The sequence below is a fragment of the Streptomyces sp. JNUCC 63 genome (assembly GCF_054366325.1).
Window position 1 is genome coordinate 6,983,298 of record NZ_CM135963.1, and the last position, 26,041, is coordinate 7,009,338.

Here is a 26,041-nt window from a genome sequence, read left to right on the forward strand (position 1 = left end):
TGTGTTCCTTCCTGTCGCCGTGGCGGGACAGGGCGTTCTGTGAGGGATGTGCTCACAGGGCGGTGCGTGCGAGAGGCAGCGCGGCCAGCGTGAAGGCGTCAGGCTGCTGGTAGTTGAGGCGGCGCAGGTCGACGCCGGCGGTGACGGCGGCGGTCTCGATCTGCGCACAGGCGGCGTCGAGGAGGGCGTCGGTCTCGGCGGTGACGGTGACCAGGCCGGTCAGGGCGACGTCGGCGTGTCCGGCAATCAGCTGGCGTTCGCGCTGTTTGACGTCGGCGTACTCGACGGAGTCTTCCTCGCAGTCGACCTGGCCGCGGCGGGCCCGTTCGTTGGCGTCGGCGATGATCGCGGCCTTCTTGCGCTGGACGTCACGCAGCGCGGACTCGAGCCCCTGGGGCACGTAGATGAGGGAGAGGCTGCGGCGGACCCCGGCCGTAAACATGATTCCGTGCAGGAACCCGGCGCCCATTTCGGTGCGCGGCCAGTTCTCCACCCAGTACGTGGCGTGGCGAGCGGTGTCGGTGGCGAGCCGGTCGTACTCCTCGACCTGGACGACGGGTCCGGCGGCGGCAGGGTCGGCTTCGGCACGGCCGCTCTCGGACCACTGCTGCAGTGCGGCAAGGGCCTTGGGGTCGTAGGCGGTGCGGATGACGGCGGCGATTTCCCGGGCGGACAGCCAGCCGGTCACCATCAGGCCGGCGTTACGGGCGGCCTGGGCGATGGAGGCGGTGGTCTGCTGCATGACGGTGAACGCGCCCGGGAGTCCGCCGCCGGCCTGGCTGATGAGGCGCTTGGCGGCTCTGAGGTCGAGGGAGAGGGCGAGGTAGGTCTCGTGCGGCGCGGCTGCGGGCCCGGCGGAGGCGACCAGTTCGGAGTAGATCTGCCCGGCGACGGGGGTGTGGGGCTGGCCGTTCTGAGTCCAGTGGCGGGTGAGGGTGTCACCGGAGTCGGGGACGGTCCGTTCCAGGACCTGCACGGTGGCGACGTGGCCGGTACGGGCGATGCCGGCCAGAGCCCGTCCCCAGCCGTTGACGTTGTGGTTCTGCGTTGAGGGGTCGAGCAGGGCGAACGCGCGGGACGTGACGCGGGCGACGGCGGTGAGGGTCTGCTGGTGCGGGTCGTGGACGGCGGCGGCACCGTTGGCGGAGTCGCCGGGGGTGACGACCTTGAGCGAGGCAACTGTGCCGGGCAGGTGGAGGACGCCGTCCTGCCGAGGCCGGGTGACCGGCCGGGCCAGCCAGAGGGTCTGCCCGGTACGGCGACGGTTGGCGTAGCGGATGACGATCGGTGCCCAGTCGATCAGGGAGCGGCCGTGTCGTCGAATCAGCACCAGCGCGGCGACGGCCGCCCACAGCGGGGTCAGGGCGATGGCACCGAGCAGTCCGGTGGAGACGACCGTCATCAGCAGCAGGGCCAGCGCTGCCGAGACGAGAACGAGTTGCGGGAGGGAGAGGCCGAGGAGGATGCCGCGACGGGACCGGTGGGGGAATTTCACCGTGACCGGGGCAACGGGGAGATCAGACAAAGGGGCTGGTCCTGAAGGCGCGCGGGCGGGATCCCAGAGACGAGACGTGGTGGGTCCCGCCTCTGGGGATCGGGCGGAGGGTCAGAGGCCGGTCGGGGGCGGAGGCGGAGAGGCCGTGCCGCTGGTCCCGACGGTCTGGTTGCTGGAGGACGGTGGTGCGCCTTGGGGCGGCGGAGTCGTGGTCGGCGGCGCGGACTGCCAGCCGCCGACCTGGCCGGCTGCGGCACCCGCCCCGGAGCCGCCCGTACCCGGGCTGCCGCCCACCCGACCGCTGGTGTCTTCGGAGACACTGGTCGGCGCAGGCTGTACGGCCTTCTCCAACCCGGACTTGACGCCGTCCCCTCCGGGCGAAGCGCCTGTCGGGGGGTTTTGCGCCCCGTTCCGGCCGACGCTTCCACCGCTCGGGCCGGGGGCGATGTCGCCGGGAAACCCGCCACTCCTTGGGATCGAGTCCGGCCCCTGCGGAGCGGCCCCGGCTCCCGCGCCCGCTCCGGCTGCCGCACCGCCGGTTCCGGCGGTGGCCGCCATCGCGGCCGCCTTTCTCCCGGCGCGCTCGGCGTGCTGCTTGGCGAGCTGCGCACCGGCGCCGCCGGCACGGTGCAACGTTTCCCCGTCGGATCCTTCGGCCGCCCAGTGCACGAACTTGAAGGTCGCGTAGGGGCAGAGCAGCACCAGGATCATGATCACGATGCCCGCGAGGACGTCGGCGAGCGCGGCCAGGCCGTCCTTGGCCTCGGTCCTGCCCATGGCCGCGATGCCGAGGACGAAGATGATCGTCATCAGCAGCTTGGAGACGACGAGGGTGGCGGTGGCCTCGATCCAGCCCTTGCGCCACCGGCGTGCGACCTCCCAGCCGCCGCCGGCCCCGGCGAACGCGGCCAGCGTGACCATGACCAGGATGCCGACCTTGCGGACCATCATCACGCACCAGTAGAGGAGTGCTCCGATGGCGGCTCCGAGCGCGGCGAGCACCATCACGAGCCAGCCCAGGCTGCTGACGGCGCCGAGCTGCCCGACCTTGACGATGCGGCGGACCGCGGACTCGATGTCCAGGTTCGCGGTTTTGAGCAGGCCGGCGGACAGGGCGTCGACCACTTCGATCGCGACGGTGGTCAGGGAGATGGCGGCGAACGCGAAGAGCACACCGGAGGCCGTGCCGGTGAACGCCTGCGCCAGGGCCTGGCCGTCGCGTCGGATCGCGGCACGGACGAGCTGGGCACAGAACGTGGCCACCAGAACGACCAGGGCGATCGGAAGGATCGTCTCGTAGTTGTCGCGGAACCAGGTCGCGTTGAGATCGACGCGGGTGGTGGAGTCGACCGCCCGGGCCGCGAGGTCGGCCGAGGCGGCGGCGAGTTCGCCGGCGCTCCGGGCCATCCAGTCGCCGATCGCCTTGCCCGGGTCGGAGGCGAAATCCACGGCTTCGCCGACCGCGCAGACCGTGCCTGCGAGGGGGAGATCACAGAACCCCATGAGGACTCCTCTCGGTCAGGGCGCGACGTTCGGGGCGATGGCGACGAGCGAGCAGTCGGCCGAGGGCCGGCACTGCACGGCGAGGGTGATGGAGCGGTCCTCCGCACCGCCGCCGCCCTTGGCCCAGGCGATGGTCTGCTTGCCGGTGACGGTCACGGCATAGATGTACGCCTCGGTGATCGCGGAAGGGTCCTCGGCCAGGGCCTGCTTGAACGCGGCCGGGTAGTGGGCCTCGGTAATGGTGGCGAGGGCGTGCTGTTCCTGGTCGGCCATGCGCGACCACAAAGTCGGGTCGGGTATCTGCGCGGAGACCGAAGCCCAGTCGCTGTACTCGCTCTCCGTCGTCATCCACGCCTCCATGCCGGCGAGCTGCTGCTCGCGGCTGGTGTCGCGGGTGTCGTAGGACCACAGCATCTCGGCTGCGGCCTTGGCGAAGGCGACGGGATCGGAGATCCGCGGCGGCGCGGGAACCGAGCCAGTCTCGTCCGCCGGATCCTGCGTACCGGCCGAAGGCGCTGTGCCGGGCGACGAAGTCGCTGCGGGACTGCTGGGCGACCGGGGCTGCTCGCCGCGACCAATGAAGTAGGCGGTTGCGGCGGCGATGGCGAGCAGGCAGGCCAGCCCGATCGCGACCAACGTGAAACGGCGGTTCGCGGACCAGCCAGCTCCGTAGCCTGACAAGGAGAAGAATCGGTTGCGCATCAGCGGACCTGGGAGCCGAGGGCGGAGAAGAACGCGACGATGCCGTTGGCAGCGCCGAGGCCGAGCGCGGCGCCGGCCGCGACGACCGCGCCCTTCTTCCCGTTCGCCTCGGCCTGGTGGCCACCGGTGTGGTGTCCCCAGGCCCATACGCCGAGGGAGACGGCGAGGGCGCCGACGACGGCCACGATGCCGAAGAGGTTGATGCTGCTGACGACGTTCTTCAGGACGGAGAGCCCCGGCAGGCCACCGCCCTTGGGGGAGATGCCAGGGTCGTAGGCGAGCTGGATGAAGCGGTCGGCGAAGGGGGTCATGGGTATGGCTCGGCTCCTTGCAAGCACAGGCCGACGGGCCCGGCGGGCGGGAAGACTGAAGGGGGGAGTGCGCAATGGGCGCGAGGAAGGGGGTCTCGTCAGACGACGCGGCGGGCGGCGAGGACGTCCCAGTCCTTGAGCGGGGTGATGCGCACGGGCTTGCCCGTGCGCGGGGCCTCGATGACGAGTCCCTCGCCCAGATACATGCCGACGTGCTCGGGACGTGCGGCGGTGCCGCGGCTGAAGATCAGGTCACCGGGCTTCATGGCCTTCACGGAGACGGCCTTGCCCTCGCTGACCTGCGTGTACGTGGTGCGGGTGAGCTGGATGCCGACCTGGGCGTACGCCTGCTGCATCAGCGAGCTGCAGTCGCAGCGGCCCATCGGGTCCGGTCCGTGCGGCGCGGTACAGGTGCCGCCCCACTGGTACATCGTGCCGAGCTGATGCATCGCCCAGACGATCGCCGTGCGGGCGCGCGGGTCGGCGTTTTTGGGGATCTTGTAACCCTTCGGGACGGTGCCTTCCGGGATCTTCCCGAAGGACGAGCCGTCCTGCGTGGTGCAGCCGGACAGCGACAGGGCGTCGTCGGTCTCCTGGCCGGCATCGGCACTGGCGCCGGGGAAGGTGGCGGCGATGGCCTTCTGCAGCGCGGTCGCCAGCGGCTCCCACTGCGCGTAGGCGTCCGGGTAGCCGGACTTCTGCACCGCCTGCGCGGCCTGGGTCACGGTCATCTGCTGCCAGCCGCTCACCTGCAGGAGCGCCTGGTAGAACCTCTCGGACGAGTGGACGGGATCGCGGATCTGCTCGGCCGTGCCCCAGCCCTGGCTGGGCCGCTGCTGGAACAGGCCGAGGGAGTCGCGGTCTCCGTAGGCAAGGTTGCGCAGCCGGGATTCCTGCATGGCGGTGGCGAGAGCGATGATCTGCCCGCGCTTGGGCACGTGGAGACTGATCCCGGTGGCGACGATGGTCTGTGCGTTCGGGATCTGCTCACCGGGCAGGTCCAGACCCTCGACGTCGGTGTTGGAGGCGTCCGCGCCGTCGAGGATCTTGGTGACCTGTTCGGTGACCTTGTCGGTGTCCAGGTCGGGCAGGCACTGGAAGAACGCGCTGCTCTGTGCGGCGGCTTCGCTGGACGTGGCCATCATCATGGCCGCGCCGCCGAGGAGGACGGGGGAGAGGACGACGACGCCGATGCCGGCGGCGAGCGCCTTCAACCTGCCCGGCCCCCTCGCACCATGGAGGATGCGAGCAGGGGCAGGTGACGAGACGTCACGAAGGTCTCCTTCAAAGAGGGTGTCCGGCGCGCCGCGTACGCGTGGAGGCGGGTGGAAGGGCGCGGCGGCCAGGGTGGGCGATCGAGAGGCGCCGGCCTGCGAACGAGTTGCCGCTCGGTCCGCGGGCCGGGGTAGCTAGGTGTGCCGGGGCAGGGGGTACCTCCGCGGAGTGTGGTGGGAAGGCGCCAGCGGCGGTGTGCGCCGGGCGGTTCGAAAACAATAGGCCCGGATCGGCGGTTGACCAAAAAGTCGCCGTGAGGGGTCGGAATCCGTACCCCTGGCAGGGCACTTCTTGGTGAGCGGCCAATTCGCCCCTACAGTTTTGGGACTCCCCTCGCCCTCCGGTTCGCGGTTTCCCGGGCTCCTGCATGCCCGATTTCCAGCCCGCCCGGATTCTCTTGCGCGAGGGGTGTCCCCTCGAATCCCTCCCGCCCGAATCGGGGTACCTCTTTGCCTTTTTCCCTTCATCAGGGCGACGCCCTGCGCGTGCTGTCCACGCTGCCGGACGACTGCGTCGACTCCGTGATCACCGATCCGCCGTACAACTCCGGTGGCAGGACCGCCAAGGAGCGCACGTCCCGCTCGGCCAAGCAGAAGTACACCTCCGCTGACGCCAAGCACACCCTGCCGGACTTCACCGGCGAGAACATGGACCAGCGCAGCTACGGCTTCTGGCTGACCCAGATCATGACGGAAGCCCACCGGCTGACGAAGACCGGCGGGACCGCCCTGCTGTTCACCGACTGGCGGCAGCTGCCCATCACCACGGACGCGATCCAGGCCGCCGGATGGCTGTGGCGCGGGGTGCTGGTCTGGCACAAGCCGCAGGCCAGACCGCAAAAGGGCAGGTTCACCCAGAACTGCGAGTTCATCGTCTGGGCGTCCAACGGACCGATCGACGCCGCCCGCAACCCGGTTTATCTGCCGGGTCTCTACAGCGCCTCGCAACCGTCGGGCAAGGCTCGTCAGCACATCACGCAGAAGCCGGTCGAGGTGATGCGCGAGCTGGTCAAAATCGCCCCGCCGGGTGGCACGGTGCTCGACTTCTGCGCCGGGTCCGGCTCCACCGGCGTCGCCGCGCTGCTGGAAGGACGCGACTTCATCGGCGTGGAAAAGACCAAGCACTATGCCGCCATTGCGGCGGACCGACTCACGGAGACGGTCCGCCAGACCCTCACCCAGGATGACGTCGTTCTGACGGCCTGAGTCTGCACCAGTCGTTCCACAACACGGATTCGGGGTCCTTCTAGCGGCCGTCAGTACGCCGCGGCGCCCCCTCACCTGTTCTCCCGTGATTCAAGGAGGCCCGCCTTTCCATGTCCGAGTCCGTTGACTCCCACAACGGTGGGGGACTGGAGCCGATAAGGGTTCCGGACCCGCACCTCGAAGGGATCGAGGCAAGCGTCCGGAAGCTGATGGAACAATCCGCCCAGCAGGCCCAGCAACTTGACCATCTCGCCTCGGCTCCGGCATCACCCTTCGCCGCATTCGGCCTGCCGGGGCTCGGCGGACCTGCCTCCGCCGCGCCGCCCGAGCCGCGCCCGATTCTGGAGCTGGAGGGCGAGGAGTACGAGGACGAACTCGACGCCTTGTCGGACTGGGTCGACGACTTCCTCCTGCCGGTCTACGGGGCCGAGGTCACCACGGCCGCCCCGTGGTGCCTGCAGTGGCAGGAGCACAGCGACGTCGTGGCCTGGCTGCACGCGCTGTGGCTGGCCTACCAGCAGCACAAGGACCCCGAGGCCGGGCCGAGCGGTCTGCTCGTGTGGCACCGCGACTTCCTCACCCACACCATGGTCGCCGTCAGAGGACCGGGCGGTCCGCTGTCGGCGTGCATGACTTCACCGGACCGGCCCGCGCACCGCCTCCTGCCCGGCCCGCCGCCCTCGGCCCGCACGGAGAAGGCGAACGCCTCGGAGGCCGGTATGCCGGGCGAGTCGACGTCGTGAGCGGCGGGCAGCAGCCGGCCTTCGGGCTCAGCTTCGACCCGCGCGCCCTGACCGACCTGATCCAGGCCCCCAGTGACATCCGCGACCTCACCCTCGCCTACCTGCAAGAAGTCGTGAACGCCGAGCGTTTCGGGACGAGACTCACCGGCGACCTGGAGGGCTACCGGAAGCTGTTCGTGGATTCCCGCAAGGAGTGGCGCGTCGTCTACGGCATCCGTCCGGCGCCCGAGACGTCCGCACACCGACGGGAGGTCCACGTCGTCGCGGTACGGCCTCGTGCCGGCAACGATGTATACGACACCGTCGGTAAACGCCTGGGCATGAACCGCAGGCCGCTCAGCGCCCGGACCCACGCAGCCCGCTCCCGTTCCCCGCAGCTCACCACCCGCGGGCCCCTTCCGAAGCCGGGGCCGCTGCCCTCTGCGATGCCCGGCCTTCCCCACCCCGCCCAGGCGCTCACGTACCGTCAGGCAGCCCGCTGACCTGAAGCCCAGGCAGCTGCTGCTGACCCCAGCCCCAGCTCCGCCCACCGAAAGGCCCTATGTCCCCACCTGAACTCGACCTTCGTCTGGATGGCTTCGAAGCCGCCGACGAGCAGACCCAGGAAGCGTTCCGGCGCGCGATCCAGATCGAGCAGACCGAACTCACCCTGTTGGCCGAGCATCACGCCCCCGACGGCGCGAGCTACCACGTCCTCCACAACGGTGCCGTCACCTGGGGCACCCCCGGGGAGCCGCAGCTCGTCGCCCTGCACCTGCAGCGCGACCTTGAGGCGAAGACGTTCCGCTTCGCTCACGCGACACTGCCTCTGCCGGCGATGGCACAGTCCTGGCTCATCCACCGCGGCTGCCCGCCCAAGGAGATCAGCCTGGCACCCGGTATGGGAACAGCCCCGGCGGACGAGACGACCCGTGCGCTGGAACACCGGCTCATGAGCGACGGCGACCACTTCGCTCTCCTGCACAGCTACACCGACGACGACCCCGACAACGCCGTTACTGTCGTGGTCCTGCGCTCCCTCGACGTGGGCAGCCCTTCTCCGTTTCGCGTGCTCCACGAGGCCGTGGACACCGGCGCGTGGATCCACACCCTGCGCGAGGGCGGCTTTGCTACCTACGCAGAAGCCTTGCAGTGGTGCGAGGACGTCCTCAGTGGGGAAGCGCCTCCTTTGCCGCCGGTCCAGCCCGCGGTCCGGTCCGCCCAGAGGCCGGCCAATTCCCTTCCGGCTCCCGTACAGCGCCCCGCTGGTCGCAGCCGCTGAGCACCAATTCCACGAAGCGGCCGGAAACATAGACGACGATCGCCGGTTAGCCAAACCGGCGAATCCGTGGACTCTGGTAGCGGCCGACGGGGCGAACGCCCGGTCCGCTTCTCTCTGCATTCCCCTTTTCCCGTATGGAGGTTACTTCCGCATGCGCTCATCCCGAATAGCGCTGTCCGCCGCCGTGCTCGGCGTGCTCGCCCTGCCGATCGTGTCCGCGACGGCGGCCACGGCAGCTCCGGCATCCGCGCCGAGCACGATGTCGGCCACCCGGGCGTGCGACCGGCCCGGCCCCTGGGTCATCGGCACGCAGGCCGTCGTCATCCGCTCCAAGGCATCGGCCAAGTCCACCCGGCTCGGCATCCTCTACCGCGGCCACCGCTTCACCGTCCACAAGACCAGCGGGAACTGGCACTACATCACGGACACGACCACCGGCGTGAAGGGCTGGGTTTCCGGCACTTACGTCTATCGCGACGTCCGCATGTGCCTGGACTGACCCAGCGTTCGAACTCCGCCTGCCTGTATCCCGTGCGCCTCCCAGGAAGGAAAGCCCTGTGTCCGACGACGCAGACGATGTCGTGGGCGTGCTCACCGAGCAGATCGAGCAACGCTTCGGCATGAGCATCGACGCGCTGAAGACCGCCGTCGCAGCCGCCCCGGACGCTAATCACCAGGCCACCGACGTCGTGCGCTGGCACGGTCTGCTCACCGAGTCCCAGGCCGCTTTGGAGCGCGCGGAGGACGACCTGCTGCGGGCCCTGGAAACGCAGCCCAGCGAGGTCGACGACCCCACGATGGACCTCGCCCACCGCGTCAACGCGGCCGTCTCCGCCCGCGACGGGCGGGCCATGGTCGTGCGGTGGCTGCTCGACCCCGACGCACCAGGCAAACGGGGGCCCGACGCCGACCGGCTGGCCCGCCTCAACCGCGGCCAACGACAAAGCCCGGCCATGCCCACCAGTGCACCGACCCGGCCTGCGACGGCGCCGACCACCGGCCGGGGAGTCCTGCGATGAGCGCCCGAGACAAGCCCTGCACCCAGGACGCCCGGCTCCACGAGGTCTTCGGCGCCCCGGTCACCGACCTGTACGAGCAGGTAGCCGGCCCGGACGCCTCCGCGGCCATCACCCGGGCCCTGGAACTGCGCAGCTTCCTCGCCCTGGCCGAGGAGCAGGTCACCCGGATCCGCGACCGCGTGCACGAGGCGATGGCGCCCGAGCGCGACATGGACGAACTGTCCGCGGACGACCTGCGGATGGACACGCAGTGGCTGGAGGCAGCGCTGGCAGCCCGCGACGGCTACCGCGCCGCGCTGGACGACCTGCTGCGCACCGTGCCCCCGCTCCATCAGCAGGCCCGCCCCACCCGATTCGCCCAGCAGACGGTCACCACCACCCTGCCCCCGGCCGCCGCCCCGGCACCCGCGCGTGCCGGGGCGGCCCGCAGCCGAAGACGATGAGAGCACCCGCCGATTGATCCATCCCACCGCCGCTGAGATCGCCGCGCGGATCGAGGACCTGTACGGCGCCGAACTGCCCAGTCTCGAAGCCCACGCCCAGGACCAGGCTCCCGGCATGCTGGCTGCGCTCCTCGGCAGTCACCACACCCTGGCGTTCGCCGAGCAGAGCATCACCGTGCACCGAGAGCGGCTGCAGCACCTGACCCACCCCGAGCGGCAGATCGGTGCCCACGAGGTCTCCCACATCCTCGACTGCGCCCGCCGCCTCGCCGAAGCCGTCGCCGTCCGAGACACACAAGCCGCAACCGCCGACGCGGTCCTGCGCAGCCTCGGCCGTACTCCGGCGCCGGAGCCGCCCACCACCTCGGCCGCAGCCCCCGTTCCCACCCTGCCCGTACCGGCCTCGAGCCCCGCCTTGAGCCGCTGACCCGACAGCGCCCGGCCTTCTGCACCCAGGAGTTCACCCCCTTGGCCACCACCGGTCTGCCGCCCGCCGACGACGCCGACGTCGCCCGGGTCACCGAAGCCCTCCAGATGATCACCCCGCGCTGGAACGTGCGGATCCTGCTGGCCCTGAACCGGCCGCCGCAGCGCTACACGGAGATCGCGGCCAAGCTGCCGTACCTTCAGAGCGGCCAGCTGCACCCCAAGATCCGCTCGCTGTGCGACGCCGGCCTGGCCGAGCGCGCCGAACACTCCGCGCGCCACGTCACCTACGGCCTCACCGCCCGCGGCCGACAGCTCCTGCCGGTGCTCCCCGTGATGGCTGCCTGGGCCGAGGAACACCTGGAGAAGCCGGAGCAGCCGCTTTCCGCGATCGAGCAGGTCGAGGACAGCCTCACCCTCCTCACCCGTCGGCAAGCTCCCGCGATCCTCTGGGTGCTCAAGTCACGGCAGGAGGCGAGCGCTCGGGCACTGGCCCGCATCGTCATTCCCGACAACTACTGGACCAACATCTATCCGCCGCTGCGCCAGCTCATGGACGACGGCCTGGTGGTGACCTCGGGCAAGGGCCAGCCCTACCGCCTCTCACCGGCCGGCGATGCACTGGGCCGCGTGTTCGGCGTGCTGTCCGTGTGGTCCGCCGGACAGCCGCTGGACCACGCCGACCGGCACCCGCTGTGGGGCCGAGCGAAGCCCAGCGTCCTTGCCGCCCCCCGGACCTGGGTCAGCCACCAGTCCCGGCTTCCGGTCCCTTCCGTTCCGCTGGCGCCCGCGGTGCAGACCCAGCCTGCACGCCGCCCGATCTGGCAGAGCGCCGACCTGTTCTCCCACGCGACGCCGAACCGTCCGATGCCGGCCCTGTCGACCGGAGGAGTCCGCCGATGATTCCCGTCCTCGCCTCTGAGCAGCTCCAGCACGCCTGTACGACTCTGGCCTTTGCCGGCCTGGTCCGCCTGGTCAGCGAGATCGACGATCACGGAGCCATCCCGCCCCGCGCGCTCGCACGCACCCTCCCCGATCTCACCCCGAACCAGATCCGGCAGGCCACCGAGCAGGCAGACGCACTCGGGCTCCTCGACCGCTCACACCGCGGCCTCGGCCTCAGCGCCGCCGGACAGGACCTCGCCGACCTCTACGACGCAACCGCCCGATGGGCCCGACGGCACAACTACCCGGCACGCATCTGCGACTTCGCCGGGCGAATCCGCCACACCCTCGCCCTGCTGTGCGAGTCGGCCGTGACAGATCCCCGCATCCAAGACGGTGACGCTGCCACCGGGCTCGGCCATGTCCACCGGCTGCTGGCCGAATGGGTCCACACGTACCAGCCCCAGCCGACCTCTGACGCCTACGGCGCCGCCGCGTGATGCCGGGAGCGACGGCGCCTCCCGCCGAGGGCCTCCTGCGCAGGATCTACCTGCCGCGCGGGGCGGATGCCGCCGCTTTCTCCATGACCACCTACGGCATCCCGCTGCTGGTCCTGGCCACCACTGGGTCTGCAACCCTGACCGGACTGGCCTTCGCGCTGGAGTGGCTTCCCCGCATCGCAGCCTTCACCGTGGCCGGCACCCTCGTCGACCGATTCGGCACGGCCCGTATTTTCCGTGCCGCGTGCCTGGCGCGGGCCCTGGTCGTGCTCGCCGCGGCCGGTGCTCTGATGGCCTTCGGAACCCGGACACTGGCCGCGACGGTCACGGTGATGCTGTTCGCCGCGTCCACCGGCGTCCTCACCGAGTTCAGTTACGTGGCGGCCGAGACCGCCGGCGGCGAGGCGAGCCGGAAGACCGGCGCCCGGGCACACCGGGTGCAGTCCACCCTGATCGCGATCGACCAGACCGCCACCCTCGCCGGGCCCGCCGTCTCCGGCCTGCTGTTGGAGCACGGCGGACCGGCCGTGATGCTCGGCATCCTGGCGAGCTTCTCCGTTCTCGCCGCCACTCTCGGTCCCCGTGAACGCACGGAGCCGACCAGGGGGGCCGCGGCGAAGAGGGGGCTTTGGACGGGGTGGGCGACGCTGCGCTCGCTGCCTGTCCTTGCCTGGCTGGTGGGCGGCCTGGTCGTCTCCAACGGAGCCATCGCCCTCCTGCAGGCCGCCGTCCCGGTGGTCGTCGTCACCGAGCTGAACCACTCCAGCGCGGACGCCGGACTCATCTGGTCCGCCGCAGCCGTCGCCTCCCTGCTCGCCATCAGCGCATCCCGCTTGGCGATCGACCGATGGGGCCTGTGGCCGGTGGGCGTCGCGGCCGCCGCAGTCGCGGCCGGAGCGACGCTCGCCGTCGCCCATGCCGACACCTACCGCGGTTACCTCGTACTGATTGCCATCCTGATGGCCGGCGAAGGGGGCCTTACAGTCGTCCTGCGCACTGTGCGCTCCCACCTGATCCCGCCCGACGTCTTCGGCAGCACCCTTGCCGTGACGATCTTGCTGCTCCTGCTGCCGTACCCAGCCGCCGGCCTGCTCGTCGCCGCCGTGCCTCCAGCCCAGCTCGGGCATGCCATCACCGCTGCCGCCGTCCTGCAGGCCGTCGGCCTCGCGGTCGCCTTCACCCGCCTGCGCAGCCTGCCCGCCGCGCCTGCCTGACCGTCCCGGCACGCGAGGAGCCTTCGACGCTCATGTCCACCATCACGCAGGACGGGCTGCCCGGCCTCGACCTCTCGTCCAGGGGCGGGAGGACGATCAACGAGCAGTTCCACGCCTTCGACGCCAGCCACCCCTGGGTGTACCGGGCCCTGGAATAGCTCGTCATCCAGAGCCTCGCCGCCGGCGCAAAACGGGTGGGGATGAAAGCGCTGTTCGAAGCCCTGCGCTGGCGCCACCCGCACGGCGTGAAGGGCCTCAACAACTACACGGCCTTGTACGCGAGACGGCTGCTCGCCGCACACCCGGAGTGGGCTCCGGTGATCGAAACCTGCCGCCGGCGCAGCCCGTGACCCCTATCCCGCAGACCTCTCCCGCCACGCACTTCTCCAAGGAGCACCTTCTTGTCCGACCGACCTGTCGTCCTGGTCGTAGCCGCGCCCGACGAGGCGTACCGCGGCTACTGCCTTCAGTCCGTGGCCGCCGCCTACGACGTCGTCCTGATCACCACCGAAGAGCCCTCGTGGGAGGTGCCCTTCATCCGGGACTGCGTGGTCGTGCCCGATCCCACGGACCAGGCGGCACTTTCCGCCGTCGGCAGGATCCTGGCCGACCGCTACGACCTGGCCGGGGCGTTCACCTGGACCGAGTGGTACGTCCTCCCGGTCGCCCGCCTCGCCCGTCAGCTCGGCCTGCCCACCACCGCGCCCGAAGTGATGCAGGCATGCCGCAACAAGGCCATCGCCCGCACCCTGTTCGCCCGCCACGGCGTGCCGTCGGCCGCGTCGGTGAGCGTCCGCAGCCGCCAGGAAGCAGAAGCCGCGGTCGAACGGATCGGGTATCCGGTCGTCCTGAAGCCCGCCGCGCACGCCGGCGCCATCGGCGTGCTCCGCGTCGACACCCCTGCCCAGCTCACTGCCGCGTATCGCGCGGCCGACCGGACGGCCGGGCTGGGTGCAGAGAACACCAGCGTGCTGGTCGAGGAGTACCTCGACGGGCCGGAGATCTCCGTCGAGTGCGTCACCCACCGGGGCGCCACCACGGTGGTCGCGGTCAACCGCAAGACCATCAGCGCACCCCCGCACTTCGAGCAGCTCGCGCACTGCGTCGACGCCGCCGACCCGCTCCTCGAGGTCGTCGCCCCGGCCGCGCGAGCAGCGATCAGCGCGCTCGGGATCACCGACGGCGTCAGCCACGTCGAGATGCGCCTGGTCAAGGGCCGACCGCGTCTTGTCGAGGTCAACGGCCGCCTCGCCGGAGACATGATCTGCCATCTGGTCCGCCTCGCCACCGGCATCGACCTGCCGCGCGCCGCAGCCGACGTCGCCTGCGACCGCGCACCCGACCTCACCCCCACCCGGTCCTCGGCCGCCGCCATCCGACTGATCTACCCCGAGACCTCCGGCACCCTCACCAGGCTTCACTTCGAGGGCCCTCGGCCGCCGTGGCTGGAAAGAATGCACTTCCAGCACCGCGTCGGTGACCAGCTGGTCCTGCCGCGGGACGGCGGCAACCTGTTCACCGCCCGGATCGGGTTCCTGATCACCACCGGATCCACAGCCGACCTGGCGCGTGCACGTGCCGAACAGGCTGCCGGTTCGCTCACCGTCGAGGTGAGCCAAGCCGCCGACGCCAACACCGCCGCGTGAGCGCGATACGTGCGTCTGACCGGCGCAGCCGTTGCCTGCTGACCGGCTACTTCCTCGGCCTCGGGATGGTCATGGCCGTCTGGGGCGCCCGAATGCCGGCCGTTCAGCAGGCCGCCCACCTGAGCACCGCGCACCTGGCCCTGGTGCTGCTGGCCGCCGCGCTCGGCATGGTCGCAGGACTGCAGATCGGAGGCCGTCTCGCCCGGCCTGCGCGGCTTCCGGCCCTGCTCACCATCGGAGCCATCAGCCTGGCCGGATGCCTCGCACTCCTGGGCCAGTGCGACAGCCTGCCGTCGCTGTTCACGGCGGCCCTCGTCTTCGGCGTCGCACACGGCGTGCTGGATGTTGCCGCCAACTCCGCGGCCGTGCGCTGCCAGAACGCCTACGGCCGACCCATCATGTCGGGTCTCCATGCTGCCTACTCCATCGGTGCCCTCGGCGGCGCCGCCCTGGCCGCCGTCACCGCCCACACCGCGCACAGCACCCTCTTCCTCGCAGTGGGCCTGTTCCTCATCGCAGCCACGCTCGCCGCCGTACCGGCAACCCGCCTCCTCAGCGGTACCGATCACTCGTCGGCACCCGCCAACCCCGGGCAAGGCGATGCCCGGTCGGCACTCTCGTCCGGGAAGATGTGGCTGCTGGGCGCGCTGGCTGCCTCGAGTCTGCTGGGAGAGGGAGCTGCCGCCGACTGGGCCGCAGTCCACCTGCACAGCCTGGGTGCCTCGACGGCCGCGAGCGCAGCCGCCTTCGCCCTCTACAGCGCGGCCATGGCCACCGGACGGCTGACCGGCGACCGGCTCACCGCAGCCTTCGGCGCCCCCACCGTCGTACGGACCGGCGCAGTCGCCGCCGCGACCGGTCTGGTCACCGGTGTCGCCAGCTTCAGCACCCCACTGGCCCTGGCCGGCTGGGCGGTCTTCGGACTCGGCCTGTCCATCACCGTCCCCTCCCTCATCACCGCTGCCGGAATCGGCGGCCCCAAGGCCGTGGCCACCGTCGCCGTCACCGGCTACCTCGGCCTTCTGGCCGGCCCCGCCCTCATCGGCGCCCTCGCCAGCGTGACGTCCCTGTCCACCGCACTGCTGCTGCCCGCCCTGCTCGCAGCCGCCGTCGCCGCCCTCTCCCACCGAGCCCTGGAGAAACCCACCCCTTGACCATCACCCCTGAGACCCCCGACCTCGATGCTGTGATCCTCGACTACAACGGCGTCATCGGCCTGCAACCCGAAGCCAAGCAGTGGCAGCACCTGGCCCACCTCGCCGCCTGGCCCGACAACGACATCGCCACCTTCCAGAGCGCCTTCTGGAGCGCACGCGAGGCATACGACGCCGGCCAACTGAGCGACCTGGCGTTCTGGGCCCGGGTCTTGGGCCAGCACCCCGGCCCGCGCATGCTGCGCGAACTACGCGCTGCCGACACCGCGATGTGGACCACGACGGACGACGACGTCCTCGCTGTCCTGAGGCACGCTCACCGCAGCGGGCTGCCGATGGTCCTGCTGTCCAACGCGCCCCACCCGCTCAGCGACGTCCTCGACACCACCGACTGGTGCCGGGAGCTGATGACCCGAGCCCTGTACTCGGCCCGGCTGGAGGCGTGCAAGCCCGACCCGGTTACCTACCAGCACGCTCTGGAAGCCACCGGCGCCAGCGACCCCCGCCGCGTGCTGTTCATCGACGACCGGGCCGACAACTGCCGCGCCGCCCAAGACCTCGGACTGCGCACGTTGCACTACACCGGCCGATCCGCCGACCTCGCAGCAGCCCTTGTGCACCGCACTGGCTGACCCTCCGCCCCAACCCTTCAGGAGCCGCGTGCCGCCCGACGATGACTTCCGCACCATCGACGGGGACGTCTACGTCTCCCCGCGCTACCTCGCCCGCGCCACCGCGATCGGCGACCCCGGCCTCGACCCGCTCCGCGACCTCGGCTGGGAACTCCACAACGACGACCTCGGCAACGCCTACCTGAACGCGCCGGACCGCAAGGTCCGCCTCGGCTACCTCCCCGAGGGCGACGACGACGGCCTCTGGCGCATCAACGCCTACAAGGACGCATTCGGCCCACCGGTCTGGGGCGTCTGCTTCAACGACTCCTGTCCCACCGAGTTCGTGACCGCCTTCACCACCGCGCTCGCCGAGGCGTACGAACAGGGACCGGACGCCTACCTCGCCAGGCCGGTCTCCGGGAACAAGGACCGTGACCCCTTCCTGGCGGTCGCTCCGCTCATCAACCGCGGCTGGCAGATCGACCGTCCCCGCTGGGGCGCCTTCACGGTCCAGTCACCCGACGGGCTCGCCGGACTGGAATACACCACCGGACACCTCGACCCGGAAACCGAGCTGACCACTCGCGACGCCCGCTGGCAGCTGTGGGCCGGCACCTCCATCAGCCGCCCCCTCTGGTACGCCACCGCCAGCACCGACACCCCCGTCGCCCTGCTCAAAGCCATCACCAAGTGCATCTCCGACCCCGCACCGCTGCCCCGATGGCGAGAGGACACCTACAGCTACGTCGAAGGCATGACCCGCCTCACCCCGATCCTTCCCCCGCGCCCACCGGCCCCGACGCCGCTCGACGTCCACCGCGCCGCCGCCCGCCGCCCGGCCGCGCTCCCCACCGCCAGCATCCCGCGCTGGAGCACCACCAGCCGACCGGCACTGCCCAGCCCCCGCCGTTGACCACCCACCGCACGACCATCCGCCCGGAGGCATCCGCTTGGCCCTGCATGCCCGCGAGTTCTTCATGGAGCACCTGAAGCTCCCATTCGTCGATGCTGCTGTCGTCGGCAACGCCTACTTCGCGACCCCCGTCCCCGGCGGCCCGCTCCGGCTCCGGATCGACTTCGCCCGGACCATCCGTGCCGGCGAGTACGACGGCCTGCGCCTGGCCACCATCCACCAGGACAGAGGCGAACTCGACGCTGTGTCACTGCGGTTCGAAGAACACAAAACCTTCGATCACCGCGACGCGACCAGGGGCTGCAGCCCGCAGGAGTCGGGGTACGGCACCATCTACGAGTTCCGCGACCGTCCCGACTGGGTGCCATGGCAAGGCGCCCACACCAACGGACTGCGCGACGCCATCGAGCAGTACGCGTCCGTATGGTTCCCCGGCGCCTGGAAGGCGTCCGCACCGCCCCGTGCCCCGGGCCGCACTGCCCGGAAGGCCCCGGCCCCGCCTGCCACCCGCAACGGGAGTCGCTCCCGCTGATCCTCCGCGGCCCTCACACTGCACCCTCCTCATTCTCTTCTTCCTTCAGGAGTTCCTTCTTGCACATCCGCCCTGCCCGCAGCCTCCCCGCTGCCGTCGCCGTTGCCGCCACAGCGACCGGCACCCTCGCCTGGGCCCCAGCCGCGACGGCCCAGGCGTCCGAGCCGACGACCTTCGCCTCCGCCACTCCCACCGAGACCCCTGAACCCGAAGAGGGCAGTGTCTCCATTGTCAAGAAGGACCCGGCCGGCGACGCCCTCCCGGGCGCCGCCTTCCTTCTCCTCGACGCCACCGGTCGGGAAGCGGGCACCGGCAAGACCGACGCCCAAGGCAAGCTGACCTTCACCGATCTGACCCCCGGCGTCTATCGGCTGAAGGAGACCTCCTCCGGAAGCCCGCTCCACGACGTGGTCGCCGACCAGGACGTGATCGTCACCCCCGGCGGCACCGCCCGCCTGACCATCGTCGACCCCTTCAAACCCGCCCAGGTCCTGTTGAAGACCAAGGACGACAAGACCGGCAAGCTCCTGCCCGGCGCCACCGTGAACATCGGCAGCGGCGACAAGACCCTGCTCACCCTTACGACCGGCCCGAAGGGCACGGCATCCGGTGAACTGCCGGTGTCCAGCCGTAGGACGGAGTTCTGGGTCAAGCAGGCCAAGGCTCCCGCCGGCTACGACCTCTACAAGTCTCCGAAGACCTTCACCGCAGGACCCGGCGCTCCGGTCACCGTGACCGTCACCAACTCCAAGACCTCGATCACGCCGAACCTCGGTCCTACCGAGAGGCCGACGGACAAGTCCACCAACACTCCGTCCATGCCCGCTGACAAGCCCACCGACGGGACCTCCGGCGGGTCGAAGCCCATCCCGACGGACTCCACCATGCCGGACACTGGCTCCTCGCCCGTCCCGCATACAGGCGCGACCGACGAGGCAACGCCGAAGGCGCCGACTGGCTCCCTCGCCCACACCGGAGCCGACGCCACACCGTGGATCCTCGGTGCTGCAGGACTCCTTGTCGCCGGCGGCATCGGAGCCGTCGTCGCGGCCCGAAACCGACGCACCGACGACGAGAAGAACCAGTCCGGCGAGGGCTGACAGAACTACATCACCTCCTGACACCAGGGCCCGGGAGTCCGTACGGACTCCCGGGCCCTTCGTCTTCTTATCGGATCAGCGGACGTGAAGAGCCGTGATCAGGCAGTTGATTCCGGCTGTCGTCAGTGCGACGACGGCGGCTCCAGTACCGGCTCGGAGGCATTGACGAAGGAGACCAACCTCCGATGCTGTGGGGCGTTGGCGAGGCCGACGCGGTCTCCTCGGGTAGCGCGTACGGTGGTACATATCAGCCCTCCCAGGGTTGCCAGGCCCCGTGCCGCCGACTTCGTGAGAGAGCGGCACGGGGCGCTCTCTGTCTTCACCCCCACTGTGAGACACCCGCACTTGAGAAGTCCCCGTCGAACGTGTCAATCCCGGTGTAAGTTCCAGGGCATGACGGACTGGCGCGAAGCCTGGCCGGCGGGAACGGCTGCGGACCTGGTGGACGATGCCCGCTCGCTCGGCATCAAGGCGAGCCCGCGCATGGTCACGTGGAAGTGGGGCTTCTCGCGCCGCCGCTCTTTCGGAAGACGACGCAACGTGGGAGCGACCGACGTGTATTTCCGCCGGAGCAGCGCCGCCTGTTCTACGAGCTGAACTGCGCCAAGCTCCGTTCCCCGCTGGTCCGCGTCCCTCACCGGACCCTGATCCCGGTCGTGCTCTACATGTGGTGCCTGGACGACACCGTGGTCACTGATACGCAGGCACGCCGTGCTCTACGGACCTACGCACAAAGCGCTGGCATCAGCTCCGAGGCACGTCGCCAGACCACGGCACGGAAGGTTGTCGAGCAGTTCGCCCATCCACTGGCGACGACCGACCAGCGCCGTGCCGCGCGGCTGTGGATCCGGGAAGGTGAGCTGACCAGAAGGCCGAACTGGGATGCTGTGGCGGATGCTCTGAGCACGGTCGCCAGTCCATGGCGGTCCCGTGGCCTTCCGGAGATCGTGCGGGGGATCGGACCGCCGGATGCACCGGTTACGACAGACCACATCGTGGCGATGTGGGAACTCGACTGGCAGATCAACCAGCAGCTGGCGGTGGAATCCGTCGAAGAGCAGGTGCTGCGGCGTGCCCGTGAAGAGCATCGGTGTAATTGGGAGGAATACCAGAGGGTACGGGCCGACTGGGCATTCCAAGCCGGTCCCATAGGGCATATCTTCGAAATGCCGGACGATCAGGATCAGGCCGCCCGACAGCACGTGAATGGCTTCGTCACGGTCCTGGGTGACACCCTCGGCTTGGCCAAGCCGACCTTCGCTCGTGCCCAGACGAGAGCCAAAACTCGACTCCGCTAGTAGTGCGAGCGCAGCGCAAAGGCGAGCACCGGAGTCACGCCGTGAGGTGGCGTCGCAGTTCGCCGGGGGCAGACAGGAAAGATTCCCGAAAGACTGGCCAACACGAGCAGGGGCATGTCAACGTAGACGACCTTCCCGGAAACCCCAGGTCAGAGAGGTGATCGCCCGTGGCTGCGGCTCCTGTGAGTCCCGGTTTTTCCACCACCGTTGAGGCCCTGCGTTTGCGTGCATGGCACCTCGGCCCAGGCCAGCCCACGCTCGTCATGGACCAATTCTCCGCCGATGACTTCAACCTGGTCGTGGACGACCGAGGGGACGTGCACGTCAACTCGAAGGACGGCCGTTTCTACCTCGGATGGTTTCCGCTCGGCCGCCCCGGTACCGACGGCGAGGGATGGACGATAGCCGTTACAGGCACAGTCAAGGTGCGCGGTTACCGCGTTTCTTTCGACACCGAGACGCCGGCCGATATCGTCGCCGCCGCCGTAGCCCATGTGCTGGCGGCCTCTCAGCCCCTTTGAGGGGCGAGTCGGCTTTACCGGTATTCGACCGAAGGCGCTCCGGTGCGCAGCGAACGATCCGAAGGCCACGCCCCGAAAAACAAGGAGACTTTCAGTGCAGCCCACGGAGATGACCGTCGGTGACCTGATCAAGCGTCTGTCCGCCTGCGATCCGGCCTCGCCCCTGCGGCTGGCCATGAACCCGTTCTTCCCGATGGAGCACCGCCTCGAACAGGTCGTCGAGGCCACGGATCGGGCCGGGCGCCCTGTCGTGTATCTGGCCGAGGGCCGGAACGCGGACACACAGCCTGGTCACCTGCCGCCCGAGGCGGCCGTCGCCCTCGCCTGGCAGGCTCCCGTCCAGGCGCCCCCACGCCGCCCCCGCCGTGCTGCCCGCCCCGCTGGCGGGCAGTAGCCCCGTACGCAGTCCTTGGAGGCGCCCCTGAACCGCAACTCCCCGCTCGACCCGTCCACCCCCAGCGGCACCCAGTCCGCGTACTGGGTCGGTCCTCGGCACCTGGCCGGTGACGACGGACGTCTCTACGACGTCGTCGCGGACACGCTCGCCGGCCTCGGCTGGACCAGCCTCGCGATCGTCCGCGGACGTCAGGAGCCCGACGAGGCCCCGGAGGACCGGCAGGTCCTGCGCAGCACCGTCCTCCACATCAGCCCCGACACCCTCCGGTGGGCGCAGTGGATGCTGCCCGACGAGCCGTTCCACCTGGGCGACCTGCCGATCGCGTGGCAGATCTCCGCCCGCCAGGACGGGACTACGCCCCTCGCGCACTGGTCCGCCTACTTCACCCCCGGTGTGCCGGGCGAGGTTCTCGCCGACTTCCTCCTCGCGCTCGACGCCCGCGACGACCCCACCGCCGCGTACACCGGGCCTGGGCTGGTCCTCGATGCCGTCACGGCCCACGGCTGGCTCCGCGACGTCGACCGGCCCGACGCCGGCGCGGCGGACCCGACGTCCACCTCTCACCTCAGCCTCGGCGAGGTGCCGCCCCTGATCCAGGACGCCGACCCCCGCGTCCTGACCGTCGAGGCGGACGAGGCGGGACCCGCCGGATGGCAGGCATGGGCGCAGCCTGCACTGGGCGCGCCCTTCTTGTGGGCCGTGTCCTTCGGTGCCAGCGTGCCGCACGACCTTGTCGCGGTCTTCGCCGCCTCCCTCAGCTCCACCGTCCCGGTCCTGCGCCGGGTGCTGCCCGAGAGCACGCGGGACCGACTCCTGCGCGCCCCGGCCGGCTGAGTGCAGCAACACCGCGCACACAAGCCCGGTCTCCCGCTTCGGGAGGCCGGGCTTCGTGGTGTTCCGGACTGATCGCTCACTGTCTCAGGGGTGTCGCCGAAGGGGCAGGTACAACCACGGAGCCCCCGGTCGTTCGCGTGACCGGGGGCGCCGTGGCATACGGAGGAGTGTCAGCGGGCTGCTGCCGCCTTGGCGAGAGCCTGGCCGAGGTGCCGGTCGACGAGGGCGGGTGAGCCGGAGATGATCAGCAGCAGGTTTCCGGTGCGGACCGCGGTCTGCTTGACGACGCTCTCCTGTCCGCCGGCGGAGAAGGTGAGGAGCTGGCTCCGGCGCTCGTCGCCGAGCTGGGGCGCGGACGTCTTCCGGGTGGCGACGTCGATCGCGTTGCTGCCTGCCAGAACCTGGTACTCCGGGCAGCCGGTCATCGCGTCGAAGATCCGCTCGGTGCCGTCGGAGAGCTTGTCGGCGCTGTCGCTGTACAGCTCCTCCGAGACCTCCGAACTGGTGCCGACCGTGTAGGTGAAGGACGCCTTCGCCTGGCGGGGAAAGTCGAGCGAGCCTGCGGTGGCCGCGTCACCGCCCAGCTGGTTGAGGGCGGGGCAGCCGAGCACCATCACATCGTCGTGCTGCGTGGTGCCCTCGGGCTTGCGCGTGTAGCCGGCGCCCAGGTCGCTCTCGTCGAGAAGCAAGAGCTCCAGCGCGGCCGACGACAGCGGCGTCATCTGCTGTCCGTTCTTCGCCGGAATGCCGGCGTCGGCGGAGGAGACGGAGTGGGTCTTGCTGGAGTGGGTGGAGCAGGCGGGCAGAGCGAAGACGGTGACGGCGGTGAGGCCGAGGATGGTGGTGGCGATACGGACGCGCACGGCAGGACCCCTTGGTGCCGGGTGACAGTTGGGCAGTGCGGGCCGACGGGCCCGGTGGGGTCGTAGGGGGAGGCGGTCAGTGGCCGAGGTGCCGCAGGCAGTCCTCGAACGTCGCGTGCGTCGCGTCCGAAGGGCCGGAGTGCCGGTTGAACCAGGCGGTGTCGAGACGCGTTTCGAGCTGCTGGTGCCCGGCGCGGCAGCGCAGCCACACCTGGCCGCGGGTGGAGATGATGAGCCAGTCGCGGTACGTCCCGCACTCGGGGCAGGCGACGACCTCGTCGTCCAGGGCGATGGGCCAGGGCCAGGGCATCATCCGGCCTTCGACCTGATCATGGCTGGGCACCCGCAGCTCCGGTGGCAGGAAGTCGTCGACCACGGGCGCCGGCCCAGTGGGTGCCTCCGCGGCGGTGGTCGGCTGCGCGGGGTGCTGCGGCGGCAACTGGTTCGCGACGATTTGCGCTTCGAACTCTGCGTGCCTGCGCAGTATCCCGGCGATCTCTTCCTCCGCGCGGCGGCGCCGTATCCGGTGGAACAACCGTGGTCCTCCCTCATCTCGTCCTGCACACATGATGATCGTGCCGCAACCCTCTGACCAGCTTCCATTCACAAAGCCAACAGTTATTGCCTGCGGCTACGGGATCCGGAACGCTCCTGCGTCGGCCGCTGCGGGCGGCGCGTCGGCCCCTGTGCTCCGTGCTCGCCGGGCACCAATCCGGTGGTGTCAGCAGGGAGGTCGGCAACCCGGCGTAGCCGCCACACGAGTACGTCGCTGGCCGACTCTGCACTGTGCAGTTCCCGTCGTGTGGCTGCTTCGATGAGGAGGGTGGTCGGGTCGTGACCGGCGCTCTCGGCGTCCGCGAGGGTGGCGGCGAGGGCGTACCAGCCGGGTTCGGTGAGGATCCGCTCCGCCAGCTCCGGCAGCGCCTGGTGCAGCACCGCTGTCTGCCGCTGCTGCAGGGGGCGGTTGAGGCGCCGACCGCGCTGGTAGAGAGCACCGAGGGGCTGCGCGGCAGCGGCCCGGTAGGCGGTGCGCAGGTGCTCGGCGGCCTGGTGTGCGGCGGCGGCTTGCTGGGCGTGGTCTCTTTTTGCGTGCCAGTGGGCGGCGGCGGTGATGAGGAAGAACAGCATGTCGATCGCCATGGCCGTGGTCGCGCCGTCCTCGCCCCGGCCGAGGGCGGGGCCGCCGTGGACGAGGTCGCGGGCGGCCTGCCGCAGGGCGCGGTCGTGCCCGCGCTCGGCCCGGACGTGCGAGCGGGAGGCCCGTTCGAACGCCCAGGCGGCGTCGCGCAGTTCCGCTCGGGTGTGGGCGGCGGAGGTCTTCGCGAGCGCGTCCAGGACCTCGCCGGCCGCCGCGATGTAGGCGGCGGCTACGGCGTCGTCGCTGTGCTCGATGACCAGCACCGCCTGCCACGCGGCCGAGGCTGTTCGTCGGCGGGCAGAGGCCGGACCGCTCGGCGCTGGACGCGCTGCCGTCGGCTCCGTCGGAGCGTTGTCCTGGTCGCGGCTGTCGGCGGACCACCGTTCCCGGATACGGGGCAGGGACAGGTCCGGGGCCAGCCGCGCGCCGGGATAGAACACGGGCTCGCCGTCCTTGTTGCGGTCGTCGGGCAGGGCGACCTTGTACCCGAGCAGGTCTCCGGAGGGGGCGACGCGCTTGCGGATCAGCAGGCCGGCTGCGGCCAGCCGGTCGAAGAACTCCTCCTCGCTGGTCGCGCCGGCCACCGCGCGGCGCACCGTCTCGCGCAGCTCCTCGCGCGCGGTCCTTTCCCGGCCCTGACGTTCGGCCTTGTGACGTTCGGCGCTGGTGGGCCGCTTCGCGGCAGTGCCGTCGCCCTTGTTGAGGCGGCGCAGTCCCAGCTCCACTTCCAGTGCGCGGGCTTGGGCCTGGACGCGGGCGGCGTCGTGGTCGAGGTCGGGTTTGTAGCCGTCCTCGCGGACGAGGGTGGCGACGATGTGGATGTGGTCGTCGGCGTGCCGGACGGCCGCCCATCGGCAGCCGGCGCCCTGGTCGGGGTCGTCGATGCCGGCGGCGGCGACCATGCGGCGGGCGACGTTGCCCCACTCTTCGTCGGTGAGGATGCGGTCCTCGGCGGCATTGCGTACGGACAGGTGCCAGACGTGCTTCTTCGGCCGCTCGGTGGCGTCGATGTTCTCCAGCGGCTGGTCGAGGAGCTGTTGGAGCTGCTTGAGCGTGGCGGACTCGTCGCGGCCGGGGTCGGGGGCGTTGTGGTCCCAGGAGGCGACCAGGTGCGGGTCGGTGTGCTCCTCGTACTTGCCCGGTCCGTACAGGTAGTAGAGGAGGCCGAGGGTGCGCTGCCCGCGCTTGTGGATCCTGGGGATCATGCCGTGGGTGTTCCTAGTCCTGATCGAGGAGTTGGTCGGTGGCGTGCTGGACACGCTGGATGGCCCGTTTAGTGGCGGTGATGATGGCGTCCAGTTCGGGCGGATGGGCTCCGGCGTTGATCGCGCGGGCGATCTGGTTGAGGTTGTTGCCGACGTGGCCGAGGTGCCGGCGGGCGGCGAACAGCTCGGCGACGAGTTCGCGGCGTCCGGCGATGGCAGCGGCGGTCGTATCGAGGTCGCGGGCGGCGGCGAGGCCGCTGCGGGCGAGGAAGCCGGGCAAGGTCGTGCGTGCGGCGGTCGCAGCGGCGGTGAGCAGGGTCTTCTCGTCGTCGTTCAGGCGGACACTGCACACGTAAGTGCGCTTACGTGAGGGCGGCTTCGGTGAGCGCTTGCGCGAGGTCTTCTTCGTGGCGCGGCGCTCGCGCGGCGACGGCTGCGTCTCCGGCTGCGATCCGCCCTCGGTCACTGCCTCACGGACCAGCGCCCCCCGGTGCTGGTCCGCTCCCGCCACCCCTGGGGCGGACCCGGCCGAAGATGCCTTCCCCGACGAGGAAGAGTGTCTCGGTCGATAACTTGCTCGCCTCGAGACCGAGTTGAGGTCGTGTCCAGGTTCAGGGGCGTTGCGGTGCTTGTTCGGGTTCGTCATTGGCTTCCGGGCCTCATAGAGCGGGTGCGGTGCTGGATAATGGCAGCCAGTTCGACGACGTCGGCCGGCCCCGCGAGGACGCGGACGGGCCCGTTGGCCTTGTGCTGGACGAGCCATCGGCCGTTCGGGGCGAGGATTGCGGCGTGTAGGAGCCGTCGACGGACCAAGACGTCCGCCCAGGCACTGGCCTCGGCAGCG

32 protein-coding genes are annotated in these 26,041 nt (G+C 70.4%); 23 read left to right on the forward strand and 9 right to left on the reverse strand.

The features are described 5' to 3' along the window. Window positions 1-52: 52 nt before the first annotated feature. The 5 genes from ACX25U_RS32210 to ACX25U_RS32230 form a co-directional block, all read right to left on the reverse strand. The gene (locus ACX25U_RS32210; protein ID WP_454385236.1) at window positions 53-1,525 is read right to left on the reverse strand and encodes an SCO6880 family protein; all 1,473 of its coding nucleotides are present in this window, start codon (window positions 1,523-1,525) and stop codon (window positions 53-55) included. A gap of 81 nt (window positions 1,526-1,606) precedes the next feature. Next, window positions 1,607-2,998 carry an SCO6881 family protein gene (locus tag ACX25U_RS32215; RefSeq protein ID WP_454385237.1) on the reverse strand — a complete coding sequence of 464 codons (1,392 nt, stop codon included), beginning with the start codon at window positions 2,996-2,998 and terminating at the stop codon, window positions 1,607-1,609. Window positions 2,999-3,013: 15 nt separating this feature from the next. Then, a complete protein-coding gene (locus tag ACX25U_RS32220; RefSeq protein ID WP_454385239.1) occupies window positions 3,014-3,700 on the reverse strand; it encodes a hypothetical protein in 687 nt (228 codons plus the stop codon). Continuing rightward, window positions 3,700-4,011 carry a DUF6112 family protein gene (locus ACX25U_RS32225; protein WP_107428712.1) on the reverse strand — a complete coding sequence of 104 codons (312 nt, stop codon included), beginning with the start codon at window positions 4,009-4,011 and terminating at the stop codon, window positions 3,700-3,702. Before ACX25U_RS32225 ends, ACX25U_RS32220 begins: the two co-directional genes overlap by 1 nt. A gap of 98 nt (window positions 4,012-4,109) precedes the next feature. Then, window positions 4,110-5,225, reverse strand: coding sequence for a C40 family peptidase (locus ACX25U_RS32230; RefSeq protein ID WP_454385241.1), 1,116 nt, complete (start codon window positions 5,223-5,225; stop codon window positions 4,110-4,112). 510 nt (window positions 5,226-5,735) lie between these two features. On the opposite strand from ACX25U_RS32230, the gene ACX25U_RS32235 reads away from it, so the two are divergent. The 23 genes from ACX25U_RS32235 to ACX25U_RS32345 all read left to right on the forward strand — a co-directional run bounded on the left by ACX25U_RS32235 (window position 5,736) and on the right by ACX25U_RS32345 (window position 21,991). Then, the gene (locus ACX25U_RS32235) at window positions 5,736-6,491 is read left to right on the forward strand and encodes a DNA-methyltransferase (protein ID WP_073947968.1); all 756 of its coding nucleotides are present in this window, start codon (window positions 5,736-5,738) and stop codon (window positions 6,489-6,491) included. A gap of 209 nt (window positions 6,492-6,700) precedes the next feature. Next, a complete protein-coding gene (locus ACX25U_RS32240; RefSeq protein ID WP_454394610.1) occupies window positions 6,701-7,234 on the forward strand; it encodes a DUF4913 domain-containing protein in 534 nt (177 codons plus the stop codon). Beyond that, window positions 7,231-7,716, forward strand: a complete 486-nt coding sequence (locus tag ACX25U_RS32245) for a hypothetical protein (RefSeq protein WP_454385243.1) — start codon at window positions 7,231-7,233, stop codon at window positions 7,714-7,716. Before ACX25U_RS32240 ends, ACX25U_RS32245 begins: the two co-directional genes overlap by 4 nt. A 59-nt stretch (window positions 7,717-7,775) precedes the next feature. Then, window positions 7,776-8,495 carry a hypothetical protein gene (locus tag ACX25U_RS32250; RefSeq protein WP_454385245.1) on the forward strand — a complete coding sequence of 240 codons (720 nt, stop codon included), beginning with the start codon at window positions 7,776-7,778 and terminating at the stop codon, window positions 8,493-8,495. A 151-nt stretch (window positions 8,496-8,646) separates the two neighbouring features. Beyond that, window positions 8,647-8,994, forward strand: coding sequence for an SH3 domain-containing protein (locus tag ACX25U_RS32255; protein WP_454385246.1), 348 nt, complete (start codon window positions 8,647-8,649; stop codon window positions 8,992-8,994). A gap of 58 nt (window positions 8,995-9,052) precedes the next feature. Beyond that, window positions 9,053-9,514, forward strand: coding sequence for a hypothetical protein (locus ACX25U_RS32260; RefSeq protein WP_454385248.1), 462 nt, complete (start codon window positions 9,053-9,055; stop codon window positions 9,512-9,514). Next, complete coding sequence (locus tag ACX25U_RS32265; protein ID WP_454385250.1) at window positions 9,511-9,957, forward strand: hypothetical protein; 447 nt, start codon at window positions 9,511-9,513, stop codon at window positions 9,955-9,957. Before ACX25U_RS32260 ends, ACX25U_RS32265 begins: the two co-directional genes overlap by 4 nt. Before the next feature lie 13 nt (window positions 9,958-9,970). After that, window positions 9,971-10,384 (forward strand): hypothetical protein, encoded by a 414-nt coding sequence (locus tag ACX25U_RS32270; protein WP_454385252.1) that lies wholly within the window; start codon window positions 9,971-9,973, stop codon window positions 10,382-10,384. A gap of 41 nt (window positions 10,385-10,425) precedes the next feature. After that, complete coding sequence (locus tag ACX25U_RS32275; RefSeq protein ID WP_454385254.1) at window positions 10,426-11,286, forward strand: winged helix-turn-helix transcriptional regulator; 861 nt, start codon at window positions 10,426-10,428, stop codon at window positions 11,284-11,286. Beyond that, entirely contained in the window at window positions 11,283-11,768 is a 486-nt protein-coding gene (locus ACX25U_RS32280; protein ID WP_454385256.1) for a hypothetical protein, read from the forward strand. Before ACX25U_RS32275 ends, ACX25U_RS32280 begins: the two co-directional genes overlap by 4 nt. Then, window positions 11,768-12,982 (forward strand): MFS transporter, encoded by a 1,215-nt coding sequence (locus ACX25U_RS32285; protein WP_454385258.1) that lies wholly within the window; start codon window positions 11,768-11,770, stop codon window positions 12,980-12,982. Before ACX25U_RS32280 ends, ACX25U_RS32285 begins: the two co-directional genes overlap by 1 nt. 32 nt (window positions 12,983-13,014) lie before the next feature. After that, window positions 13,015-13,140: a hypothetical protein gene (locus tag ACX25U_RS32290; RefSeq protein ID WP_454385260.1), complete on the forward strand. Its 126-nt coding sequence runs from the start codon at window positions 13,015-13,017 to the stop codon at window positions 13,138-13,140. A 42-nt stretch (window positions 13,141-13,182) separates the two neighbouring features. Beyond that, window positions 13,183-13,332 (forward strand): hypothetical protein, encoded by a 150-nt coding sequence (locus ACX25U_RS32295; RefSeq protein ID WP_454385261.1) that lies wholly within the window; start codon window positions 13,183-13,185, stop codon window positions 13,330-13,332. A 51-nt stretch (window positions 13,333-13,383) separates the two neighbouring features. Then, entirely contained in the window at window positions 13,384-14,628 is a 1,245-nt protein-coding gene (locus tag ACX25U_RS32300) for an ATP-grasp domain-containing protein (RefSeq protein ID WP_454385263.1), read from the forward strand. Further along, a complete protein-coding gene (locus tag ACX25U_RS32305; protein ID WP_454385265.1) occupies window positions 14,625-15,782 on the forward strand; it encodes an MFS transporter in 1,158 nt (385 codons plus the stop codon). Before ACX25U_RS32300 ends, ACX25U_RS32305 begins: the two co-directional genes overlap by 4 nt. Next, window positions 15,779-16,414 (forward strand): HAD family hydrolase, encoded by a 636-nt coding sequence (locus ACX25U_RS32310; RefSeq protein WP_454385266.1) that lies wholly within the window; start codon window positions 15,779-15,781, stop codon window positions 16,412-16,414. Before ACX25U_RS32305 ends, ACX25U_RS32310 begins: the two co-directional genes overlap by 4 nt. A gap of 28 nt (window positions 16,415-16,442) precedes the next feature. Continuing rightward, window positions 16,443-17,309, forward strand: a complete 867-nt coding sequence (locus tag ACX25U_RS32315; RefSeq protein WP_454385268.1) for a DUF317 domain-containing protein — start codon at window positions 16,443-16,445, stop codon at window positions 17,307-17,309. Between the two features lie 37 nt (window positions 17,310-17,346). After that, window positions 17,347-17,841 (forward strand): hypothetical protein, encoded by a 495-nt coding sequence (locus ACX25U_RS32320; RefSeq protein WP_454385270.1) that lies wholly within the window; start codon window positions 17,347-17,349, stop codon window positions 17,839-17,841. A 59-nt stretch (window positions 17,842-17,900) separates the two neighbouring features. Continuing rightward, a complete protein-coding gene (locus tag ACX25U_RS32325) occupies window positions 17,901-18,941 on the forward strand; it encodes a SpaA isopeptide-forming pilin-related protein (RefSeq protein ID WP_454385272.1) in 1,041 nt (346 codons plus the stop codon). A gap of 497 nt (window positions 18,942-19,438) precedes the next feature. Continuing rightward, complete coding sequence (locus ACX25U_RS32330; RefSeq protein WP_458633785.1) at window positions 19,439-20,239, forward strand: hypothetical protein; 801 nt, start codon at window positions 19,439-19,441, stop codon at window positions 20,237-20,239. A gap of 167 nt (window positions 20,240-20,406) precedes the next feature. Beyond that, window positions 20,407-20,760, forward strand: a complete 354-nt coding sequence (locus ACX25U_RS32335; protein WP_454385276.1) for a DUF317 domain-containing protein — start codon at window positions 20,407-20,409, stop codon at window positions 20,758-20,760. 94 nt (window positions 20,761-20,854) lie between these two features. Beyond that, window positions 20,855-21,154: a hypothetical protein gene (locus tag ACX25U_RS32340; protein WP_454385277.1), complete on the forward strand. Its 300-nt coding sequence runs from the start codon at window positions 20,855-20,857 to the stop codon at window positions 21,152-21,154. Window positions 21,155-21,169: 15 nt separating this feature from the next. After that, window positions 21,170-21,991, forward strand: coding sequence for a DUF317 domain-containing protein (locus ACX25U_RS32345; protein ID WP_454385279.1), 822 nt, complete (start codon window positions 21,170-21,172; stop codon window positions 21,989-21,991). A 170-nt stretch (window positions 21,992-22,161) separates the two neighbouring features. Here the strand turns inward: ACX25U_RS32345 and ACX25U_RS32350 are convergent, their stop codons facing one another. The 4 genes from ACX25U_RS32350 to ACX25U_RS32365 all read right to left on the reverse strand — a co-directional run bounded on the left by ACX25U_RS32350 (window position 22,162) and on the right by ACX25U_RS32365 (window position 25,663). Next, window positions 22,162-22,854, reverse strand: coding sequence for a hypothetical protein (locus ACX25U_RS32350; protein WP_454385281.1), 693 nt, complete (start codon window positions 22,852-22,854; stop codon window positions 22,162-22,164). Window positions 22,855-22,930: 76 nt separating this feature from the next. Beyond that, window positions 22,931-23,389: a hypothetical protein gene (locus ACX25U_RS32355; protein ID WP_454385282.1), complete on the reverse strand. Its 459-nt coding sequence runs from the start codon at window positions 23,387-23,389 to the stop codon at window positions 22,931-22,933. Between the two features lie 83 nt (window positions 23,390-23,472). Further along, window positions 23,473-25,197 carry a relaxase/mobilization nuclease domain-containing protein gene (locus ACX25U_RS32360; RefSeq protein WP_454385284.1) on the reverse strand — a complete coding sequence of 575 codons (1,725 nt, stop codon included), beginning with the start codon at window positions 25,195-25,197 and terminating at the stop codon, window positions 23,473-23,475. Window positions 25,198-25,210: 13 nt separating this feature from the next. Beyond that, on the reverse strand, window positions 25,211-25,663 hold the full coding sequence (locus ACX25U_RS32365) for a plasmid mobilization protein (RefSeq protein WP_454385286.1): 453 nt from the start codon (window positions 25,661-25,663) through the stop codon (window positions 25,211-25,213). Window positions 25,664-26,041: the final 378 nt, after the last annotated feature.

Excerpts from the sequence above, each read along its gene's own strand:
- ACX25U_RS32255 (WP_454385246.1), top strand. The coding sequence starts at position 8,647 with ATGCGCTCATCCCGAATAGCGCTGTCCGCCGCCGTGCTCGGCGTGCTC.
- ACX25U_RS32360 (WP_454385284.1), bottom strand. The coding sequence starts at position 25,197 with ATGATCCCCAGGATCCACAAGCGCGGGCAGCGCACCCTCGGCCTCCTC.
- ACX25U_RS32225 (WP_107428712.1), bottom strand. The coding sequence starts at position 4,011 with ATGACCCCCTTCGCCGACCGCTTCATCCAGCTCGCCTACGACCCTGGC.
- ACX25U_RS32265 (WP_454385250.1), top strand. The coding sequence starts at position 9,511 with ATGAGCGCCCGAGACAAGCCCTGCACCCAGGACGCCCGGCTCCACGAG.
- ACX25U_RS32295 (WP_454385261.1), top strand. The coding sequence starts at position 13,183 with ATGAAAGCGCTGTTCGAAGCCCTGCGCTGGCGCCACCCGCACGGCGTG.
- ACX25U_RS32220 (WP_454385239.1), bottom strand. The coding sequence starts at position 3,700 with ATGCGCAACCGATTCTTCTCCTTGTCAGGCTACGGAGCTGGCTGGTCC.
- ACX25U_RS32240 (WP_454394610.1), top strand. The coding sequence starts at position 6,701 with ATGGAACAATCCGCCCAGCAGGCCCAGCAACTTGACCATCTCGCCTCG.
- ACX25U_RS32280 (WP_454385256.1), top strand. The coding sequence starts at position 11,283 with ATGATTCCCGTCCTCGCCTCTGAGCAGCTCCAGCACGCCTGTACGACT.
- ACX25U_RS32215 (WP_454385237.1), bottom strand. The coding sequence starts at position 2,998 with ATGGGGTTCTGTGATCTCCCCCTCGCAGGCACGGTCTGCGCGGTCGGC.
- ACX25U_RS32250 (WP_454385245.1), top strand. The coding sequence starts at position 7,776 with ATGTCCCCACCTGAACTCGACCTTCGTCTGGATGGCTTCGAAGCCGCC.
- ACX25U_RS32285 (WP_454385258.1), top strand. The coding sequence starts at position 11,768 with ATGCCGGGAGCGACGGCGCCTCCCGCCGAGGGCCTCCTGCGCAGGATC.
- ACX25U_RS32290 (WP_454385260.1), top strand. The coding sequence starts at position 13,015 with ATGTCCACCATCACGCAGGACGGGCTGCCCGGCCTCGACCTCTCGTCC.